Below are 18,952 nucleotides of genomic sequence, written 5' to 3'. Positions count from 1 at the left end.
TATGCTGAAGCTCACGCCGATCCTGCTGATCCTGCTTTATGCCGCCGCGATGTGGTTCTTTTCCGCATGGCGGCTCAAGGCCGAGCTGAACGCCAAGTCCACGCCGCTGCGCCATCCCCGGCTGCTGCCGATGCTGGAGCGGCTGGGCCGGGCCATGGACCTGCCCGAAGTGCGGGCGCATGTCTACGAGGTCGGCCATGTGAACGGGCTGGCCGCGCCCGACGGCCGCATCTTCCTGACCCGCGGCTTCCTCGACCGGCTGGACCGCGGCGAAGTGACCGAGGCCGAGCTGGCATCGGTCATCGCGCATGAGCTGGGCCATGTCGCCCATGGCCATACCCGGCGCCGCATGGTGGATTTCGCCGGGCAGAACGTGGTGCGCATGGTGCTGGCAGGGGTGCTGGGCCGTTTCCTGCCCGGCATCGGCGTCTGGATCGCCAATATCGCCGCCAGCGCCATTGCCGCCCGCCTGTCGCGCCAAGACGAATTCGAGGCCGACGCCTTCGCCAGCGCGCTGATGGTCAAGGCCGGGCTGGGCACCGAGCCGCAGAAAAGCCTGTTTCGCAAGCTCGACCGGCTGGCGGGCGCGGGCCGGGCGGGCGCGCCGGCCTGGCTGATGTCGCATCCGCCGGCCGAGGCCCGCATCGCCGCTATCGAGAGGCTCGAGGCGCGCTGGGAATTAGCCTAACTTGTCTGCGCGCGCGGATCGCGTATGCTGCGCGGGCAAACAGCTGATTTTCCATGACCCGCCCTTTTCGCCGCCGCATCCTTTACATCCCGGGCTATGACCCGATCCCGCCCCGCCGCTATCGCGAGCTTTACCGGCGCGAGGGGGCGGAACAGGCGCGCATCTCGGGCTATCATCTGGGCTTCGGCCCGCGCCGCGACCGCACGGGCTTCGGCTGGGGCGTCGCCGGCGATTTCGCCGGCCGGCAGGCCGAGGCCGAGTTCGAGGTGCTGGTCTGGGCCGACATCGTGCAGGGTTCGATGGGCCAGGGCATTCTCGCGACCTATGGCCAGCTTGTCCGCACCGCCTGGGCCTATGTCGGCTCGGGCGCGCTGATGCGGCTGATGCGGCTGCGCCGCGGCCCGGTGATCGCGGCGCTTTACCCGGTGGTCGTGCTGCTGGCGCAGCTGCTGGCCTCGGCGCTGGCCGGGGCGCTCATCGGCTGGGCGCTGGGGCGGATCACCGGCCTGGGCTGGTGGCTGGGCGGGCCGGTCATGCTGGCGCTGACCTGGGCCGGGCTGCATGCGTGGCGGCGCCTCGACGGCAGGATCTTCGCCTGGTACCTGATGCACGACTACGCCTTTACCGCCCAGGACCGCGGCGCCTATCCCCCGGCGCTCGAGGCGCGGCTGGCGCGTTTCGCCGAACGCATCGCCGAGGTGCTGGCCGGCGACTGGGACGAGGTGCTGGTGGTCGGCCACAGCTCCGGCGCCTATCTGGGCATCTCGGTGCTGGCCGACCTGATCCGCTCGGGCCGGGTGCCGGCACAGGGGCCGCGGCTTTCCTACCTGTCGCTGGGCCATGTCGTGCCGATGGCGTCGTTCCTGCCGCGCGCGAACCGGCTGCGCGCCGACCTGCGCTTTCTGGCGGCTCGGGACGAGCTTGACTGGATCGACGTCACCGCGCCGGGCGATGCCTGCTGCTTCGGCCTGTGCGATCCGGTCGCGGTCTCGGGGGTCGAGCCGCCCGGCCGCCGCCATCCGCTGGTGCTGTCGGCGGCCTTCACCCAAACGCTTTCCCCGCAAAAGCGGCGCGCACTGCGCGGGCGCTGGTTCCGGCTGCATTTCCAGTATCTCTGCGCCTTCGACCGGCCGGGCGATTACGACTATTTCGCCATTACCGCCGGGCCGCTGACGCTGGGCCGGCGTTTCGCCGGGCGCGCGCATTCGCCGGGCCGCATCGCCCGGCCCGTCAATCGCCGGGTAGCGACATGATCCCGCCCAAGCCACCGGCGCGGCCGGGAAAACCCTCGGTCTGGCGCTTCCTTCGCGATTTCCGCCGCGACATCCTGTCGGCGCAATCCGACCGGCTCTACCGCGCCTGGATGGCCGAGTTCCGCGGCCCCTTCATCCACAGCTTCACCTGCAACGACCCGGTGCTGGTCGAGCTGATCCTGCGAAAACGTCCGATGGATTTCCCAAAATCGCCGCGCATGGCGGCGGGTTTGCAGCCATTGCTCGGGAATTCCAGTTTCATCTCGAACGGCGAGACCTGGCTGCACCAGCGCCGCATCATCGATCCCGCCTTCGAGGGCGGCCGCCTGCGCGAGGCCTTCCCGGCGATGTGGGACGCGGCCCAGGCCGGCGTCGCGCGCCTGGCGCCGCTGGCCGACGGGACCGAGATCGACATCGAGCCGCTGACCAGCCACATCGCCGCCGACGTCATCTTCCGCACCCTGTTCTCGATCCCCATCGAGGACGCGACCGCCGCCCAGGTCTTCCAGGCCTTCCGCGACCATCAGGATGCCCAGCCGATGGTGAACCTGGGCGGGCTGATGGCCCTGCCCCGCTGGGCCCAGCTGCACACCCGCCGGGTGCGCGAGACGGCGCGCCGCATCCGCGGTCTGATCCGCCAGCTCGTCGCGGCCCGCGCCGCCGAGATCGCCGCCGGCAGCGCGCCGCAAGATCTCGCCACCAAGATCATGACCACGCCCGACCCGCAGACCGGCCGCAGCTTTACCGAGGCCGAGATGATCGACGAGGTCGCGACCTTCTTCCTGGCCGGGCACGAGACCGGCGCCTCGGCCTTGGCCTGGACGCTCTACCTGCTCGCCGAAAGCCCGGAATGGCAGGACCGGCTGGCGCGGGAGGCGCGGCAGAACCTCGCCCCGGATTTCGCCGCCATGCGCAACCTGCCGCTGGCCCGCGCCGTCTTCCGCGAGGCGCTGCGGCTCTACCCGCCCGTCGCCATGACCGTGCGGCAATGCCGCCGCCCCGAGACCCTGCGCGACCGCAAGGCGCCCAGGGGCGCGCAACTGGTGCTGTCGCCCTGGCACCTGCACCGGCACGAGCGGCTCTGGGACAATCCCGACCATTTCGACCCGTCGCGCTGGGAAACCGAGAACGGCAAGGCCCGCCAGCGCGACGCCTTCATCCCCTTCTCGGCCGGACCGCGCGCCTGCCCCGGCGCCGGCTTCGCCATGGTCGAGGGGCCGCTGATCCTCGCCACCCTCCTGCGCGCCTATCGTCTGGAACCCGGCCGCGACCGCCCGGTACCGATCATGCGGCTGACGCTGCGCGGCAAAGACGGCATCCGCCTGTGTCTTTTCCCAAGGCAAACGGGCTGACTCGCACCCGCCGTATCCAAAAAGCGCCGATGCCAGGGCATTTCTTCGTTCTCCAAATACCCATGCAACGCCGGCAACCGGCACGAATTTCGGCCAGCCCGCGCCGGCATTTCCACCGTCCGCCCCGGCAATTCGCCCGGCCGCGCCGCGGCGCCCCGGCACTTGGCGCAGCCCCCATTGAACCGTCCCCGGTGCCCGGCTAGCCTGCCTCCAAAGCAGATGGAGGCTGACGTCATGAACCAACCGCAAAGCTGGGAAGCCCGCGCCGAGACCTATTCGCTCTACGGCTTCACCGACATGCCTTCGGTCCATCAGCGAGGCACCGTCGTCGTGACCCATGGCGAGGGCCCCTATATCGTCGATGTGCATGGCCGCCGCTATCTGGATGCCAATTCGGGGCTGTGGAACATGGTCGCCGGCTTCGACCACAGGGGCCTGATCGAGGCTGCCAAGGCGCAATACGACCGCTTTCCCGGCTATCACGCCTTTTTCGGCCGCATGTCCGACCAGACCGTGATGCTGTCGGAAAAGCTGGTAGAGGTCTCGCCCTTCGAATCGGGCCGGGTCTTCTATACCAATTCCGGCTCCGAGGCGAACGACACCATGGTCAAGATGCTGTGGTTCCTGCATGCCGCCGAGGGCAAGCCGCAAAAGCGCAAGATCCTGACGCGCTGGAACGCCTATCACGGCGTGACCGCGGTTTCCGCCTCGATGACCGGCAAGCCCTACAACTCGGTCTTCGGCCTGCCGCTGCCCGGCTTCATCCACCTGACCTGCCCGCATTACTGGCGCTATGGCGAGGAGGGCGAGACCGAGGAACAATTCGTCGCCCGCCTGGCCCGCGAATTGGAGGACACCATCACCCGCGAGGGCGCCGACACCATCGCCGGCTTCTTCGCCGAGCCGGTGATGGGCGCGGGGGGCGTGATCCCGCCGGCCCAGGGCTATTTCCAGGCCATCCTGCCGATCTTGCGCAAGCACGACATTCCGATGATCTCGGACGAGGTGATCTGCGGCTTCGGGCGCACCGGCAGCACCTGGGGCTGCCTGACCTATGACTTCATGCCCGATGCCATCATCTCGTCCAAGAACCTGACGGCGGGCTTTTTCCCCATGGGCGCGGTGATCCTCGGCCCCGATCTCGCGAAACGGGTCGAGGCCGCCGTCGAGGCGATCGAGGAGTTTCCGCACGGCTTCACCGCCTCGGGCCATCCGGTCGGCTGCGCCATCGCGCTGAAGGCCATCGACGTGGTGATGAACGAGGGGCTGGCCGAGAACGTGCGCCGCCTCGCCCCCCGCTTCGAGGCGGGGCTGCAGCGCATCGCCGACCGCCCGAACATCGGAGAATACCGCGGCATCGGCTTCATGTGGGCGCTGGAGGCGGTCAAGGACAAGCCGAGCAAGACCCCCTTCGACGGCAATCTCTCGGTCAGCGAGCGCATCGCCAATACCTGCACCGACCTGGGGCTGATCTGCCGGCCGCTGGGCCAGTCCATCGTGCTCTGCCCGCCCTTCATCCTGACCGAGGCGCAGATGGACGAGATGTTCGAGAAGCTGGAAAAGGCGCTCGACAAGGTCTTCGCCGAGGTCGCCTGAGGCGGCGGGCGGCCCCTACCAGGGGTCGCCCCCGCCCAGCACGGCGCGCGCCAGCTGCACCCGCTGCGGCGCGATCTGCGCGGCCTGCGCGAAATCCAGCACGCGCTGGTCGTGCTCCAGCAGGAAATCCAGCACGAAGACGGCGAATTCCGGCCGCGCCGCCATGGCACGCAGCCCCGCCACGTCGCTGCCCGATTGCGCCAGCAGCGCCCCTACCAGTTCCGCATCCCCGGCAATATGGACAAAGCCCGCATCGGCAATGTCGCGCGCCTCGTTTCGTGTCATGCCATTCTCGCTTTCGTGAAGCCCGCCGCGAATTTCCTCGCAGCCGGAAAGGATTTGTTAACCATTCCCGCGCAAGATGCGGCTCTGGGCTCGGGGTGTAAAGCAGGCGTAACCATGGCGGGGCGTATTCTTGTCGTTGACGGCGTGCCGACGAATCGCATCACCATGAAGGTGCGATTGGCTTCGGCCTGCTACGAGGTCTCGACCGCCAGCTCGGCGGCCGAGGCGTTGCGCATCGCCCGGCTGATCCATCCGCAGATCGTGCTGGTCGGCGCCGGCCTGCCCGACATGGACGGGGCCGCGCTGTGCGGCGCGCTGCGCACCCAGCCCTGGGCCGCCGACCTGCCGGTGCTGGTCCAGGCCAGCGGCGCGGATCGGGTGGCCGCGCTGCGGGCAGGCGCGGCGGCGCTGATCGACGCGGGCAGCGACGAGTTGACGCTGCTGGCGCGCATCCGCGGGCTGATGCGGCATGAATATGGCGCGCTGGATCATCCCGCCCCCGGCATGGCCGAGGCGGCGGCCGGCTTTGCCGCGGACAACCGTCCGCGCGCGGTCTTCGTCGCCGACCGGCCCGCCACGGCGCTGGGCTGGCGGCACGCCCTGCGCGACCGGGTGGATTTCGCCATCGCGGTCCGCGAACCCGAGCATGCGCTGGCCGAGGCCGCATCGAGCCGGGTCGCCGATCTTTACCTGATCGCCGCCGACATCCAGCAGCCGGGCGACGGGCTGCGGCTGCTGTCGGAACTGCGCTCGCGCCCGCGTTCGCGCGAGGCGGCGGTCGTGGTGACGCTGCGCCCTGAACGGGCCGAGATGATGCCGGTGGCGCTGGACTTGGGCGCGGGCGATGTGCTGCCCTGGGATCTGGCCCGCCCCGATGCCGCGCCCGAAACGGCGATGCGCCTGTCGGCCCAGCTGGCCCGCAAGCACGAGGCCGACCGCCGCCGGCACGAGACCCAGCGCAACATGCGCTGGGCGATGACCGATCCGCTGACCGGGCTGCACAACCGCCGCTTCGCCCTGCCCCGCCTTGCCGAGCTTGCCACAGAGGCGCAGGAGCGCCAGGGCGACCTGGCGGTCATGCTGCTGGACCTGGACCGCTTCAAGCAGGTGAATGACATCCACGGCCATCCGGCCGGGGATGCCGTGTTGGCCGAGATCGCCGCCCGCCTGGCCGCCACCCTGCCCGAGGGCGCGCTGCTGGCCCGTTTCGGCGGCGAGGAGTTCCTGGCCGTGCTGCCCGATTGCCCGGCCCGCGCCGCCCGCCGCGTCGCCGAGGATCTGCGCCGCGCGGTAATGGCCGCGCCGGTCGCCCTGCCGCAGGGCTGCCAGGATGCCGAATTGGGCGTCACCATCTCGGTCGGCGTGGCCACCGGCCATGGCGCGCCGCATCTGCTGCCGCTCGACCCCCAGGCGCTGCTGGCCAGCGCCGACCGTGCGCTGCTCAACGCCAAGTCCTCGGGCCGGAATCGTATCGTCATGGCCGCCTCGGGGCTTGCAGCCTGATTGTCGCTGCGTCACTTTGCCACGGCGGCCTCGGACTCAAGGCGCGCTTTTCATTGTGGAGTGCATCCCCTAGATAAAGGCGGAACAGGAAAGGAACGCGCCCATGCCCCATGCCTATTCCGACACCGCCCTGCCCGAACGTCCCGTCAAGCCGGCCATGCTGCGCGGCGCGCTTGGCCGCTGCCCCTCCTGCGGGCAGGGGCGGCTGTTTCGGGGCTATCTGTCGGTCAGCCCCACCTGCCCGCATTGCCACGAGGAACTGCACCATCAGCGTGCCGACGACGGCCCGGCCTATCTGACCATCCTGCTGGTCTCGCATCTGGGCGCGCCGCTCTTGCTGGCGATCTACATGATGTATCGCCCCTCGGCCATGGCCATGCTGATCGGCTTCGGCCTGGGCGCGGTGGTGCTGTCGCTGCTGCTGCTGCCCCGGATCAAGGGCGGGATGATCGGCTTCCAATGGGCGCGCCGCATGCATGGCTTCGGCGCCGAGCCCGCCGCGATCGAGGCCGCCGCGTCGTGAGCAGTCTGGCCGGGACCGCCCCCGCAAGCCGCGATGCCGCCGAGCAGCCGATCCGCGATGCCGCCACCGTCATCGTGCTGGACCGCAACGCCCAGGGCGGGCCTTCGGTGCTGATGGGGCAACGGGGGGCTTCTGCGGTGTTCATGCCCTCGAAATACGTCTTTCCGGGCGGCGCGGTGGATGCCGGCGACGCCCAGGTGCGCCTGGCCGGCGACCTGCCGGCCCGAACCTCGGCCCTGCTGGCCGCCGAACCGCGCGCCGAATCGCAGGTCACGCCCCTGGCGCTGGCCGCCGCCGCCCTGCGGGAACTGGCCGAGGAAACCGGCCTTTTGACCGGCCCCCCCGGCCCCGCGCCCGAGGGCTGGGATCATTACGCCGGGGCCGGGCTGGCGCCCGACGCTTCGGCGCTGATCTACCTGTTCCGCGCCATCACCCCGCCCGGCCGGACCCGGCGCTTCGACGCGCGCTTCCTGTTGCTGGACGCCGAGCGGCTGCATGGGGATCGCCACGATTTCAGCGCCGCCTGCGACGAGCTTTCGCATCTGCATTGGGTGCCATTGACCGAGGCGCGGGCGCTGGACCTGCCCTTCATCACCGAGGTGGTGCTGGCCGAGGTCGCAAGCCTGCTGGCCACGGCCGGCGACGGGCCGCTGGCCCCGCCGCCGACGGTGCCCTTCTTCGACAACAGGCTGTCGGTGCCGCGCTTCATGCGCATCGGCTAGGCCGGTTCCGCCCCCGATTCAGCGCCCCGGATCAGCGCCCCTTGAACCGCGGCGCGCGCTTTTGCAGGAAGGCCGCGACCCCTTCGGCGAAATCCTCGGTCCGGGCCATTTCGCCTTGCAGCCGCGCCTCCAGCCGCAACTGCCCGGCCATGTCGTTGCCGCCCGAGGCGCGCAACGCCTGCCGGATCGCCAGTAAGGCCGCCGTCGGTCCCTGGGCCAGGGTTTGCGCGCGCGCCGCCACGGCCGTTTCGAAATCCGCGTCCGGCACCGCCTCCCAGATCAGTCCCCATTCCGCCGCCTGGGTCGCGGGAATGCGGTCGGCGAACAGCATCATCCCCATGGCGCGCGGCACCCCGACCGAGCGCGGCACGATGAATGTCCCGCCCGCGTCGGGGATCAGGCCGATCCGGCTGAACGCCTGCACGAAGCTGGCGCTTTCCGCGGCGATGACCACGTCGGCGGCCAGCGCCAGGTTGGCCCCCGCCCCCGCCGCGATGCCGTTCACCGCGGCGATCACCGGCACCGGCGCGTCCGAGATGGCGGCCAGCATCGGCTCGTATTCCTCGCGCAGGATGGTCTCCACGTCGAAGCCGCCGGTGGCATCGGCCAGATCCTGGCCCGAGCAGAAGCCGCGCCCGTTCCCGGTCAGCACCACGCAGCGCGCGCCCGGCGGCAGGCCGGTCAGCGCCGCGACGATCTCGGCCCGCATGGCGCGGTTCAGCGCGTTGACCACGTCGGGCCGGTTCAGCGCCAGCCTTGCAATGCCGTCCTGATGCGTGAATTCGATGGTCTGAAAGCTCATCCCTGCCCCTCTCCCCCGGTTTCGGCCATCCTGCCGGGGTGCGGCGGGGCGGAAAAGCCCCGACCCTGCGTCAGTCGCGCAGGATCTGCTCCAGCCGGGCCTTTTCCTCGTCGCTGAGCTTTTCCGGCCCTTCCTCGGCCAGGTTGCGCGAGCGGATGAAGCGCCAGCCCACCAGCAGCGCCAGCAGCGCCATCACCGGCCCGGCCAGGTAGAGCAGCCAGTTCGCCCCGCGCGCTGGCGGCTCGAACAGGACATATTCGCCGAAACGGTCGGCGATGGCCTGCACCGCCTGGGCATCGCTGTCGCCGGCGACCAGGCGCTCGCGCAGGTAAAGCCGCAGGTCGCGGCTGATGGCGGCATTCGATTCGTCGATGGTCTCGCCCTGGCAGATCGGGCAGCGCAGGGTCTTGGAGATCTCGCGCGCCCGCGCCTCCAGCGCCGGGTCGGACAGCACCTCGTCGGGCTGGACGGCCAGGGCGGGCAGCGCAAGCAGCAGCGACAGGCACAGGATCAGGGCGCGCATGGGCTACTCCGCCGGCTGGGGCGCGACGCGGGCATGGCGGGCGCCGGCGGCGACGCGATAGCGCCGGTCCGACAGGCTGATGAAGCCGCCAAGCGCCATCAGCGCCGAGCCGAGCCAGATCCAGCTGGCGAAAGGCTTGATATAGACCCGCACCGCCCAGCCGCCGCCCTGCTGCTGATCGCCGATAACCAGGTAAAGGTCGCGGAACAGCCCGTTCTGGATCGCCGCCTCGGTCGTGGGCATGGATTGCACCGGGTAGACCCGCTTTTCGGGATGCAGCAGCGCGACCTGCCGCCCGTCGCGATCGACCGTCATCGCGGCGATGATCGAATTGTAGTTGGGGCCCGGACGCTCCTCGACGCTTTCCAGGGTGATGTCATAGCCGGCGACGGTGAAGGTCTCGCCGATGCGGGCCACGCGGATGTCCTCGACCTGCCAGGCCATCAGCAGGCTGATGCCGATGAAGGTGACGCCCAGCCCGGCATGGGCCACGGCCTTGCCCCAATCGGCCCGCGGCAGCCGGCGCAGGCGCGCAAGGCCGGAATTGCCGGTGCGCAGCCACAGATCCACCGCCGCACCCGCAACCAGCCAGGCGCCTAGGCCTGCGCCGATCACCGCCAGCGCCGAATGGCCGGTCGAGACGGCAAAGACCAGCGCCATCACCGCCCCGGCAAAGACCAGCGCCCCGCGCAGCGGGTAAAGCGCGCGCTTCAGCCGGCCGCGCTTCCACGGCAGGATCGCGCCCAGGGGCAGGATGATCGCCAGCGCCACCATGAAGGGCGTGAAGGCCTGCTCGAAGAAGGGCGCGCCCACCGACAGCCGGCGGTCCCACAGCATCTCGGCCACCAGCGGCCAGACCGTGCCGACAAAGACCACTAGGGCCGAAACCGCCAGCAGGATGTTGTTCAGAACCAGCGCCCCCTCGCGCGAGACCGGGGCAAAGGCGCCCCGCGCCTGCATCGAGGCGGCGCGGACGGTGTAAAGCAGCAGGGCGCCGCCGACGAAAAAGGCCAGGATCGCCAGGATGAACAAGCCGCGCTGCGGATCGCTGGCAAAGCTGTGGACCGAGGTGATGACGCCCGAGCGCACGATGAAGGTGCCGATCAGCGAAAAGCCGAAGGCCATGATCGCCAGCAGGATGGTCCAGCTTTTCAGCACCTCGCGCTTTTCCACCACGATGGCGGAATGCAGAAGCGCGGCGGCGATCAGCCAGGGCATGAAGCTGGCGTTCTCCACCGGATCCCAGAACCAGAAGCCACCCCAGCCCAGCTCGTAATAGGCCCACCAGGAACCCAGCGCGATGCCGATGGTCAGGAAGACCCAGGCCGCCAGCGTCCAGGGCCGGACCCAGCGCGCCCAGGCGGCATCGACCCGCCCCTCGATCAGCGCGGCCACGGCAAAGCTGAAGGCCATGCTGAGCCCGACATAGCCGAGGTAAAGGAAGGGCGGATGGAAGGCGAGGCCGGGATCCTGCAACAGCGGGTTCAGGTCGCGCCCGTCAAAGGGCGGGCTCGCCATGCGCAGGAAGGGGTTCGAGGTGAACAGGATGAAGGCCAGGAAGGCCGCGCCGATCGACGCCTGCACCGCCAGCACCCGCGCCCGCAGCTTGGGCGGCAGGTTGGCGTCGAAGACCGCGGCCATGGCGCCGAACAGCGTCACGATCAGCACCCACAGCAACATCGAGCCCTCGTGGTTGCCCCAGACGCCGCTGATCTTGTAGATCATCGGCTTGGCGGTATGCGAGTTCTGATAGACCAGCGCGACCGAGAAATCCGAGGTCACGAAGGCCATGGTCAGCGCCGCGAAGGAAATGCCGACCAGCCCGAACTGCGCCAGGGCGGCTGGGCGGGCGGAATCGATCCAGCCGCTCCAGCCCTTGCTGGCGCCGACCATCGGCACGACCATCTGGAACAGCGCCACGGCAAAGGCCAGGATCAGCGCGAAATGGCCAAGTTCAGCGATCATGGGCTTCCTCCGGGATGGCTGCGCCGCAGGATAACCGCGGTGCGGGCGGCAAACCAGCCCCCCGCACCTGCCAGATTGTCACAGCATCGCTAGCGCGCCGCGCCGGCCGCGGCCCAGTCCCGCAGGGCGGCATTGTCCTCGAAGGGCCCGGATGCGGCGATCTGCGCCGGGAATACGGCGGGCGCGGCATCGGCCGCCGCCTTACGCGCTGCGACGGGCAGCACGGGCCGGCTGCGAAAGTAATGCGCCTCGCGCGCGCCGAAATAGAAGCTGATGATGGCGCCAAGAAGCCACCAGAGCGGTTCGGGCACCAGGTTCAGGTTCTCCATCCGCAGGCCGAATCCTTCCGGGTCGGCCATGGCATAGGTGAACAGCCCCACCGTCCCCAGCGTCATCATCGGCCGCGGCAGCCGGTTCAGCCCGTTCATCATCGCGTCGAACCAGCCGCGCGGCTGGGCGGCGAACTCGCCGGAAAGCTGGGCGATGGCGCGGGCATAGGCCTCTTCGTCCAGCTCCATGCGCCGCGTCGCGTTCTCGCGGAACACCTCGGCCACGCCGGTCGCGGCATTGGCCATGGTGGTGACGGCGCCGCTGGCGCCCAGGAAGCGGTCCATCAGCCCCATTTCGCCACCCTCGCCCGATGCTCGGCCGCCGTCAGGTGGTATTTGGCCGAGATGAACTCCTCGGCCCGCAGGATCCAGCCGCCCTTGCCCCCCGATTTGGTGCGGGCATATTTGCGGCTGGCCGGGCGCGCATCGCCCAATGCATAGTAATAGTTCCGCCGCGCGATCCCGTAGGCATCAGCGAAATAGCCCGGCGCCGCCGCATCGGCCTGCTGCGCGGCCTGGACGGTGCGCGGTCCCACCACGCCGTCGTCCGTGGCCGCAAAGCCCATGCGCGTGACCAGCCGTTGCAGGATCTTCACCGCATTGGCGCCGGCATTGACATACATGTCGAAGGCCGAGGCCTGCACCGAGGCCGGCAGTTCCGCCAGGCGCGGGCGGCGGAAATAATGCTCGACGAAGATGCGCTCGGCATCGGCGCGGGTCAGCGCCTTGACGTCCGCCACGTCCACCCGCCCGTCGCCGGTCTTGTCGATCCCCAGCCGCTGCAGGGTCGCCAGCGTGACGCCGAATTTCGTCGCCCCGCCCGGATCGTCGGGGTCGTTGACGTAGCCCCCCTCACGCGCGACGATCTCGGCCGCGATCTGCGTTACTGTCTTCATGTCCAGCCCCCAATCCTGAAGCGGACCAAGGCTGGAGAAATCCGGTTAACCGGGGGTTAACCGGGCGCGCGTTGCGTCAGGAGTTCGGCTCTTGGTAGACGCCCTGCTCCTTCAGCGAATCCATGACCTCGCGCGGCATGTAGTTCTCGTCATGCTTGGCCAGGATTTCCGAGGCGACGAAGGTCTCGCCCTCCATGCGCCCGGTGCCGATCATGCCCTGGCCCTCCGAGAACAGGTCGGGCAGCACGCCGGTAAAGCGCACCGGGACGGTGGCGCCGCCATCGGTCACGCGGAAGGTCACCGTCTCGCTGGCGCCGCGCACCAGGCTGCCGTCCTCGACCAGGCCGCCCAGGCGGAAGACCTCGCCGGCCTCGGGCGGGTTCTCGGCCATCTGGCTGGGCGAGCGGTAGAGGTTGATGCCGTCGCGAAACCCGTAGCCGATCAGCCCGACGGCCAGCACAAGGGCCACGGCGGCGGCGACAAGGATCTGGATACGGCGCCTTTTCTTCAATGATTTCATATTTCAGGCTCTCCTTCTTCAGGCGCTTTCAAACCTGATCGGATGGCGGAGGAATTGCGTGGCCTTGCCCGAGACCCGCTCGGGATCGCCGGTGGTCAGGAAGCGCGAGCGGCTGCCCGCGCCCAGCATTTCGGGATGGCGCTCAAGATAGTCCTCCAGGCTTTCGGCGACCAGGTCGGGCTGGGAATAGACCTTGACCCCCGGCCCCAGCGCCTTCTGGAAAGCGGCCTGGACCAGCGGGTAATGCGTGCAGCCCAGGATCGCCGCCTCGGGATGCGGCATGCGGCGCTTGAGCGCCTCGACATGGCTGGTCACCAGCGCCTCGGCCAGGATCTCGTCGCCCATCTCGATGGCATCGACGACCCCGCCGCAGGGCTGGGCCTCGACATCGACGCCGATGGCGCGAAAGGCCAGCTCGCGCTGGAAGGCGCGGCTTGCCACGGTGGCGGGCGTGGCGAACAGCGCCACATGCTTCACCGCCACCTCGCGCGGGGGCGAATTGTCGCCCCAGCCGCGCTCGGTCAGCGCCTCGATCATCGGCACAAAGACCCCCAACACGCGCTTGTCCGCGGGCAGCCAGGTCTCCTGCATGCGCTTGAGCGCGGCGGCCGAGGCGGTGTTGCAGGCCAGGATCACCAGGTCGCAGCCCTCGGCCCACAGCCGCTCGACCCCGGCGCAGGTCAGGCCGAAGATGTCCTCGGCATCGCGCACGCCATAGGGGGTATGGGCATTGTCGCCCAGATAGACCAGCGGCAAGTCGGGCAGCCGGGCGGCGATGGCGGCCAGAACCGTCAGCCCGCCCAGACCCGAATCGAATACGCCCACCGCCATGACTAGCCTCCTGTTCGCGATTGGCCTTTTCTAGGATGCGCCGCGCCGGAATGCCATGATTTATGTCACCCGGCCGCCGGGGCCGGAACACGGCTGCGCGACGCGCCCAGGCTCGCGCCAGCATGGTTTTTCGCGGTCGAGCCCCCGCCGGCGGCGCACGAGGGCGGCGACGGCCGGGCACCATGCGGCAGAAGGTCGCGCGGCGCAGGCCCCGCGCCCGGCCGGGCCGGTCGGCCGCCCCCCCCCCCCGCATGACCGACCGGCCGCGTTCAAAAGCGCGTGACGTTTCGCCGGTCCGAATCGGCACCATGGACGGGATTTGCACAGGCTTGGCCTGCCCCTGCTCGGCAGGTGGTCATCCGCTGCGCATTGTGGGTAAGCAACACTGCCGGAGAAAGGGTTTTCTTGGCGTTTTGCAGGCTTGTTCCGCTAACCTTCTGTGATAAGGGTTGCACGGATTGCATGGCTGATGCCGCAAGAAAGCACTGTTATGGACTGGGATAAGTTAAGAATATTTCACGCCGTCGCCGACGCGGGCAGCCTGACCCACGCGGGCGATGTCTTGCACCTGTCCCAGTCCGCCGTCAGCCGCCAGATCCGCGCGCTGGAAGACTCGCTGGGCACCACCCTTTTCCACCGCCATGCCCGCGGGCTGATCCTGACCGAGCAGGGGGAGCTGCTGTTCGAGGCGACCTCGTCCATGGTGCGCAAGCTCGACACCACCGCCGCCCGCATCCGCGACAGCGAGGAAAGCGTCTTCGGCGAGCTCAAGGTCACGACCACCACCGGCTTCGGCACCATGTGGCTGGTGCCGCGGCTGGCCAAGCTTTACGAACGCTACCCCGACCTCAAGATCGACCTGATGCTGGAAGAGCGCGTGCTGGATCTGCCCATGCGCGAGGCCGACGTCGCCATCCGCATGAAGGAACCCAACCAGCAGGATCTGATCCGCCGCCGGCTGCTCAACATCCGCATGAGGCTTTATGCCACGCCGGAATACCTGGCCAAGGCCGGCGTGCCCGAGACGCTGGAGGATCTGGGGCCGCACCGGCTGATCTGCCAGAACCCGCAGACGCCGCAGGTCAGTTCCGGCGCGGTGTTGTCGCAGATGCTGCTGGCGCGCAACATCAGCTCGACCCTGATGGTGAACAACTATTTCGGCGTGCTGCAAGGCGTGCTGAACCATGTCGGCATCGGTGTCCTGCCCGATTACCTGTCGTCGGATTTCCCCAACCTGACCCGTGTGTTGCCGGACATCCAGTCGGGCGAGGTGCCGGTCTTCCTGGCTTTCCCCGAGGAATTGCGCGCCTCGCGCCGCGTCGCCGCCTTCCGCGATTTCGTGCTGGAGGAGATCCAGTCCCTGCGCCGCCAGCAAACCGAGGAACAGGCCACCGACCCGTCCGCGGGATGAGCGCCGAACGGGCAGATGCCGCGCGGCTTTGCCCGAGGCATTCGCAGAATGCATATCGGGCATGTGCTGCAATGCGGAATTGATCCTTGAACCGCTCGCCGACTGCACATATTTCCGATCTCGAAGGCGATGGTTTGAGGAAACTCTCATCACCTTCAACCTCCCTGTTGGACTTGAGCCGGGCTTCATGCCCGGCTTTTTTTTGCGCCGCCACTTTTTTGCCCCAGGCATCGCGGTTTTTCCCGGCCCTGCGCGCGGGGGCCTTTCCTAACCCTTCGCCGCCGCTTAAAAGGCCGCAAAACCGGGGGAAAGGCGCCAGGACATGAACGAACCGCAGATCACCGAGGAACTGATCGCCGCGCACGGGCTCAAGCCCGACGAATACCAGCGCATCCTCGAGATCATCGGGCGCGAACCCACCTTCACGGAGTTGGGCATCTTCTCGGCGATGTGGAACGAGCATTGCTCCTACAAGTCGTCCAAGAAATGGCTGCGCACCCTGCCGACCAACGGCCCGCAGGTGATCTGCGGTCCGGGCGAAAACGCCGGCGTCGTGGATATCGGCGACGGCCAGGCCGTGGTCTTCAAGATGGAGAGCCACAACCATCCCAGCTATATCGAGCCGCATCAGGGCGCCGCGACCGGCGTCGGCGGCATCCTGCGCGACGTCTTCACCATGGGCGCCCGCCCCATCGCCGCCATGGACGCGCTGTCCTTCGGCCGGCCCGAGCATCCCAAGACCGCGCATCTGGTCAAGGGCGTGGTCGAGGGGATCGGCGCCTATGGCAATGCCTTCGGCGTGCCGAACGTCGGCGGCGAGCTGCGCTTCCACCGCAGCTATGACGGCAACTGCCTGGTGAACGCCTTTGCCGCGGGCCTCGCGGACAGCGACAAGATCTTCTATTCCGCCGCCTCGGGCGTCGGCATGCCGGTGGTCTACCTTGGCGCCAAGACCGGCCGCGACGGCGTCGGCGGCGCCACCATGGCCTCGGCCGAGTTCGACGACACCATCGAGGAAAAGCGCCCGACCGTGCAGGTCGGCGACCCCTTTACCGAGAAATGCCTGCTGGAAGCCTGCCTGGAGCTGATGCAGACCGACAGCGTCATTTCCATTCAGGACATGGGCGCGGCGGGCCTGACCTGCTCGGCGGTCGAGATGGGCGACAAGGGCGGGCTCGGGATCAAGCTGGTACTCGATGCCGTGCCGCAGCGCGAAACCAACATGACCGCCTATGAGATGATGCTGTCGGAGTCGCAGGAACGCATGCTCATGGTGCTGAAGCCCGAGAAGGAGGCCGAGGCGCGGGCGATCTTCGAGAAATGGGATCTGGATTTCGCCATCGTCGGCGAGACCATCGCCGAGGACCGTTTCCTGATCATGCACGGCAACGAGGTCAAGGCGGACCTGCCGCTGTCGAAACTCTCCTCCAGCGCGCCGGAATATGACCGTCCTTGGGTGGAAACGCCCGTCGCGGCCGAGATGCCTGCCCTGCCCGCCATCGCCCCGATCGCGGCGCTGAAGGTGCTGATCGGCAGCCCGAACTATGCCCACAAGGGCTGGGTGTGGGAGCAATACGACACCCAGGTCGGCGCCGACACCATCCGCCGCCCCGGCCTGGGCGCCGGCGTGGTACGCGTGCATGGCACGAAGAAGGCGCTGGCCTTCACCAGCGACGTGACGCCGCGCTATGTCCGGGCGAACCCCTATGAGGGCGGCAAGCAGGCGGTGGCCGAGGCCTATCGCAACCTGACCGCCTGCGGCGCCCTGCCGCTGGCCACCACCGACAACCTGAACTTCGGCAACCCGGAAAAGCCCGAGATCATGGGCCAGTTCGTCGGCGCCATCAAGGGCATCGGCGAGGCCTGCGCGGCGCTCGACTTCCCCATCGTCTCGGGCAACGTCTCGCTTTATAACGAAACCGACGGCAAGGGGATCCTGCCCACCCCCACCATCGGCGGCGTCGGGTTGATCGCCGATCTGGGCGACCTGATCGCCGGCCTTCCGGCCGAGGGCGACCTGGCGCTGGTCATCGGCGAGACGCGCGGCCACCTGGGCCAGTCGGCGCTGGCCGCCGAGGCCTTCGGCATCGAGGCGGGCGACGCGCCGCATGTGGACCTGGCCGCCGAGCGCCGCAATGGCGAATTCCTGCGCGCCCACGGCGCGCTGGTCCGGGCCGCGACCGACCTGTCCGACGGCGGGCTGGCGCTGGCGGCCTTCGAACTGGCCGAGGCGGCGGGCCTGGGCGTGACGCTGGACAGCGCCGGGATCGCGCAGCTTTTCGGCGAGGATCAGGCCCGCTACCTGGTCGCCTGCACCGCCGAGGACGCGGCCAAGCTGGCCGAGGCGGCCGCGGCGGCCGGTGTGCCGCTGGCGACGGTCGGCGGCTTCGGCGGCGAGACGGTGATCCTTGGCGGCGACGCCGCGCCCCTGGCCGAGCTGTCGCAGCTTTATCGCACCGCCTTCGAGAAAAGCCTGGACCTGGAACTCGCCTGACCCGGAAAGCGGCCCTTGGCCGCTGCCTCCGGCGGGGGTATTTGGAAAACGGAAAGAACGGCAGCGGCCCAGGTCGCGGGACCGGCCGCGTCGCCATCCCGGTGCCGGAGCTTAGAAGACGAAGGGCGCGACGGTCCGGCGGCTTCCTCTTGTGAAGGCATCGGCAACGAGGATCATGGGCGAGAGGTCCACCTCGGAGGCGCCCTTGCGCAGGAGCCCGGCCATGCGCGCGTAAAGCGCCGGGTATTCGCCCGTGATGCTGGCCTTGCCCGTCGCCGGGCGGCCGTCGATCTCCAGCAGGTTGCCGCCCCTGCGCAGCGCCAGCCGGCCGGCATCGGTGGCGAACTCCATATCCCAGGTTTCGGAGCCCTGCTGGCGGAGGTCGAAATCGGCCGTGATGCCATGCGACAGGCTCAGCCGTGCGGCGATGGGGGCTTGGCGGTTCTCCGGGAAGTCCAGTTCCGCCGCGATGACATGCACCGGCACGGGCAGGATCTCGGTCAGGATCGAAAGCGCGTTGATGCCTGGGTCGAAGACGCCCATGCCGCCGGCCTCGAAGATCCAGTCCTGGCCGGGATGCCAGAGCCGCACATCCTCGCGCCAGGTGATCCGGCCCTCGCGGATGCGGCGGCCGGCCAGCCACGCCCTGGCCGCCGCCACCGCATGGGCCATGCGCGAATGCCAGGTCGCAAAAAGCGTCACCCCCCGCGCCTGCGCCAGGTCGCGCAGGACATGCACCTCGGCCAGGGTCGCGCCGGGGGGCTTTTCCAGCATCAGGTGGCGGCCGGCGCGCAGCACCGCCTGCGCGATCTCGAAGCGGGGCACGGGCGGCAGGCACAGGCTGACCGCACCGATGTCGGGACGGGCCTCCAGCATGTCCTCGATGCGCGGAAAGGCTTCGATACCCTCGACCCGGCCATGGCGACTGACCGTCGCGGCCAGCTCCCAATCCGGGCTCGAGGTCAGCGCCGGAACATGCTGGTCCAGCGCGATCTTTCCGATGCCGGCAAGCGCGATCTTCATCGGTAACTGTCCTTTCCTCACCTCGACCGCCATGGCGGCGAGCTTGCGATACGTCATCGCGGCCGGGCGGAAGCCGTTCCCGCTGGCCGAGAGCGCCGGCACCGCCAGCGGCAGGCCGAGCATGGGGCCTCGATCCCCGGCACCTCGCCCGGCCGGGCGCGCATGCCGTCCCGTGCCGATCAGGTCGAGCCGGGCGAGTATCACGCGCGACTTCCTGCCCTGGTGCGAATTGCCGC

General features: G+C 69.1%; 18 protein-coding genes. 9 read left to right on the top strand and 9 right to left on the bottom strand.

What is annotated here, in order from left to right; genetic code table 11:
* Position 1: 1 nt before the first annotated feature.
* The 4 genes from ACNKFW_RS14575 (at position 2) to ACNKFW_RS14560 (ending at position 4,889) form a co-directional block, all read left to right on the top strand.
* Positions 2–688: a M48 family metallopeptidase gene (locus ACNKFW_RS14575; RefSeq protein WP_147429039.1), complete on the top strand. Its 687-nt coding sequence runs from the start codon at positions 2–4 to the stop codon at positions 686–688.
* Positions 689–741: 53 nt separating this feature from the next.
* Positions 742–1,941, top strand: a complete 1,200-nt coding sequence (locus ACNKFW_RS14570; protein WP_028709810.1) for a hypothetical protein — start codon at positions 742–744, stop codon at positions 1,939–1,941.
* Entirely contained in the window at positions 1,938–3,293 is a 1,356-nt protein-coding gene (locus ACNKFW_RS14565) for a cytochrome P450 (RefSeq protein ID WP_418025506.1), read from the top strand. The genes ACNKFW_RS14570 and ACNKFW_RS14565 overlap by 4 nt, the downstream gene beginning before the upstream one ends.
* Positions 3,294–3,527: 234 nt before the next feature.
* Positions 3,528–4,889, top strand: a complete 1,362-nt coding sequence (locus ACNKFW_RS14560) for an aminotransferase (RefSeq protein ID WP_147429041.1) — start codon at positions 3,528–3,530, stop codon at positions 4,887–4,889.
* 15 nt (positions 4,890–4,904) lie between these two features.
* Here ACNKFW_RS14560 and ACNKFW_RS14555 read toward each other — a convergent pair whose 3' ends face one another.
* Positions 4,905–5,174, bottom strand: coding sequence for a DUF3572 domain-containing protein (locus ACNKFW_RS14555; protein WP_024842607.1), 270 nt, complete (start codon positions 5,172–5,174; stop codon positions 4,905–4,907).
* Between the two features lie 114 nt (positions 5,175–5,288).
* Here ACNKFW_RS14555 and ACNKFW_RS14550 point away from each other — a divergent pair, with 114 nt between their 5' ends.
* From ACNKFW_RS14550 to ACNKFW_RS14540, 3 genes are all read left to right on the top strand, one after another.
* Complete coding sequence (locus tag ACNKFW_RS14550; protein ID WP_024842606.1) at positions 5,289–6,677, top strand: diguanylate cyclase; 1,389 nt, start codon at positions 5,289–5,291, stop codon at positions 6,675–6,677.
* A gap of 103 nt (positions 6,678–6,780) precedes the next feature.
* Positions 6,781–7,200, top strand: coding sequence for a DUF983 domain-containing protein (locus ACNKFW_RS14545; RefSeq protein WP_024842605.1), 420 nt, complete (start codon positions 6,781–6,783; stop codon positions 7,198–7,200).
* 5 nt (positions 7,201–7,205) lie between these two features.
* Complete coding sequence (locus ACNKFW_RS14540) at positions 7,206–7,922, top strand: DNA mismatch repair protein MutT (protein WP_147429195.1); 717 nt, start codon at positions 7,206–7,208, stop codon at positions 7,920–7,922.
* Between the two features lie 31 nt (positions 7,923–7,953).
* Here ACNKFW_RS14540 and ACNKFW_RS14535 read toward each other — a convergent pair whose 3' ends face one another.
* The 7 genes from ACNKFW_RS14535 to ACNKFW_RS14505 all read right to left on the bottom strand — a co-directional run bounded on the left by ACNKFW_RS14535 (position 7,954) and on the right by ACNKFW_RS14505 (position 13,788).
* Complete coding sequence (locus ACNKFW_RS14535; RefSeq protein ID WP_147429043.1) at positions 7,954–8,724, bottom strand: enoyl-CoA hydratase-related protein; 771 nt, start codon at positions 8,722–8,724, stop codon at positions 7,954–7,956.
* Between the two features lie 70 nt (positions 8,725–8,794).
* On the bottom strand, positions 8,795–9,247 hold the full coding sequence (locus ACNKFW_RS14530) for a cytochrome c-type biogenesis protein (protein WP_024842602.1): 453 nt from the start codon (positions 9,245–9,247) through the stop codon (positions 8,795–8,797).
* A 3-nt stretch (positions 9,248–9,250) separates the two neighbouring features.
* Positions 9,251–11,212, bottom strand: coding sequence for a heme lyase CcmF/NrfE family subunit (locus tag ACNKFW_RS14525; protein ID WP_147429044.1), 1,962 nt, complete (start codon positions 11,210–11,212; stop codon positions 9,251–9,253).
* A gap of 89 nt (positions 11,213–11,301) precedes the next feature.
* Positions 11,302–11,835, bottom strand: a complete 534-nt coding sequence (locus ACNKFW_RS14520) for a holin family protein (RefSeq protein ID WP_024842600.1) — start codon at positions 11,833–11,835, stop codon at positions 11,302–11,304.
* Positions 11,826–12,437: a holin-associated N-acetylmuramidase gene (locus tag ACNKFW_RS14515; protein WP_147429045.1), complete on the bottom strand. Its 612-nt coding sequence runs from the start codon at positions 12,435–12,437 to the stop codon at positions 11,826–11,828. Before ACNKFW_RS14515 ends, ACNKFW_RS14520 begins: the two co-directional genes overlap by 10 nt.
* 76 nt (positions 12,438–12,513) lie before the next feature.
* The gene (gene ccmE / locus ACNKFW_RS14510) at positions 12,514–12,957 is read right to left on the bottom strand and encodes a cytochrome c maturation protein CcmE (protein ID WP_024842598.1); all 444 of its coding nucleotides are present in this window, start codon (positions 12,955–12,957) and stop codon (positions 12,514–12,516) included.
* An 18-nt stretch (positions 12,958–12,975) separates the two neighbouring features.
* Positions 12,976–13,788, bottom strand: a complete 813-nt coding sequence (locus tag ACNKFW_RS14505; RefSeq protein WP_147429046.1) for a glutamate racemase — start codon at positions 13,786–13,788, stop codon at positions 12,976–12,978.
* A gap of 490 nt (positions 13,789–14,278) precedes the next feature.
* On the opposite strand from ACNKFW_RS14505, the gene ACNKFW_RS14500 reads away from it, so the two are divergent.
* Together ACNKFW_RS14500 and purL are read left to right on the top strand one after the other, a co-directional pair.
* A complete protein-coding gene (locus ACNKFW_RS14500) occupies positions 14,279–15,199 on the top strand; it encodes a LysR family transcriptional regulator (RefSeq protein WP_024842596.1) in 921 nt (306 codons plus the stop codon).
* Positions 15,200–15,521: 322 nt separating this feature from the next.
* The gene (gene purL / locus ACNKFW_RS14495; RefSeq protein WP_147429047.1) at positions 15,522–17,693 is read left to right on the top strand and encodes a phosphoribosylformylglycinamidine synthase subunit PurL; all 2,172 of its coding nucleotides are present in this window, start codon (positions 15,522–15,524) and stop codon (positions 17,691–17,693) included.
* A 111-nt stretch (positions 17,694–17,804) separates the two neighbouring features.
* Here purL and ACNKFW_RS14490 read toward each other — a convergent pair whose 3' ends face one another.
* A complete protein-coding gene (locus ACNKFW_RS14490) occupies positions 17,805–18,716 on the bottom strand; it encodes a Gfo/Idh/MocA family protein (protein WP_147429196.1) in 912 nt (303 codons plus the stop codon).
* Between the last annotated feature and the right edge of the window lie 236 nt (positions 18,717–18,952).

Origin of the sequence: Paracoccus sp. TD-10 (genome assembly GCF_048270675.1) — a bacterium.
Taxonomy (GTDB): domain Bacteria; phylum Pseudomonadota; class Alphaproteobacteria; order Rhodobacterales; family Rhodobacteraceae; genus Paracoccus; species Paracoccus pantotrophus.
The sequence above is the reverse complement of the archived record's forward strand: the minus strand, read 5'-3'. Positions and strand labels throughout refer to the sequence as shown.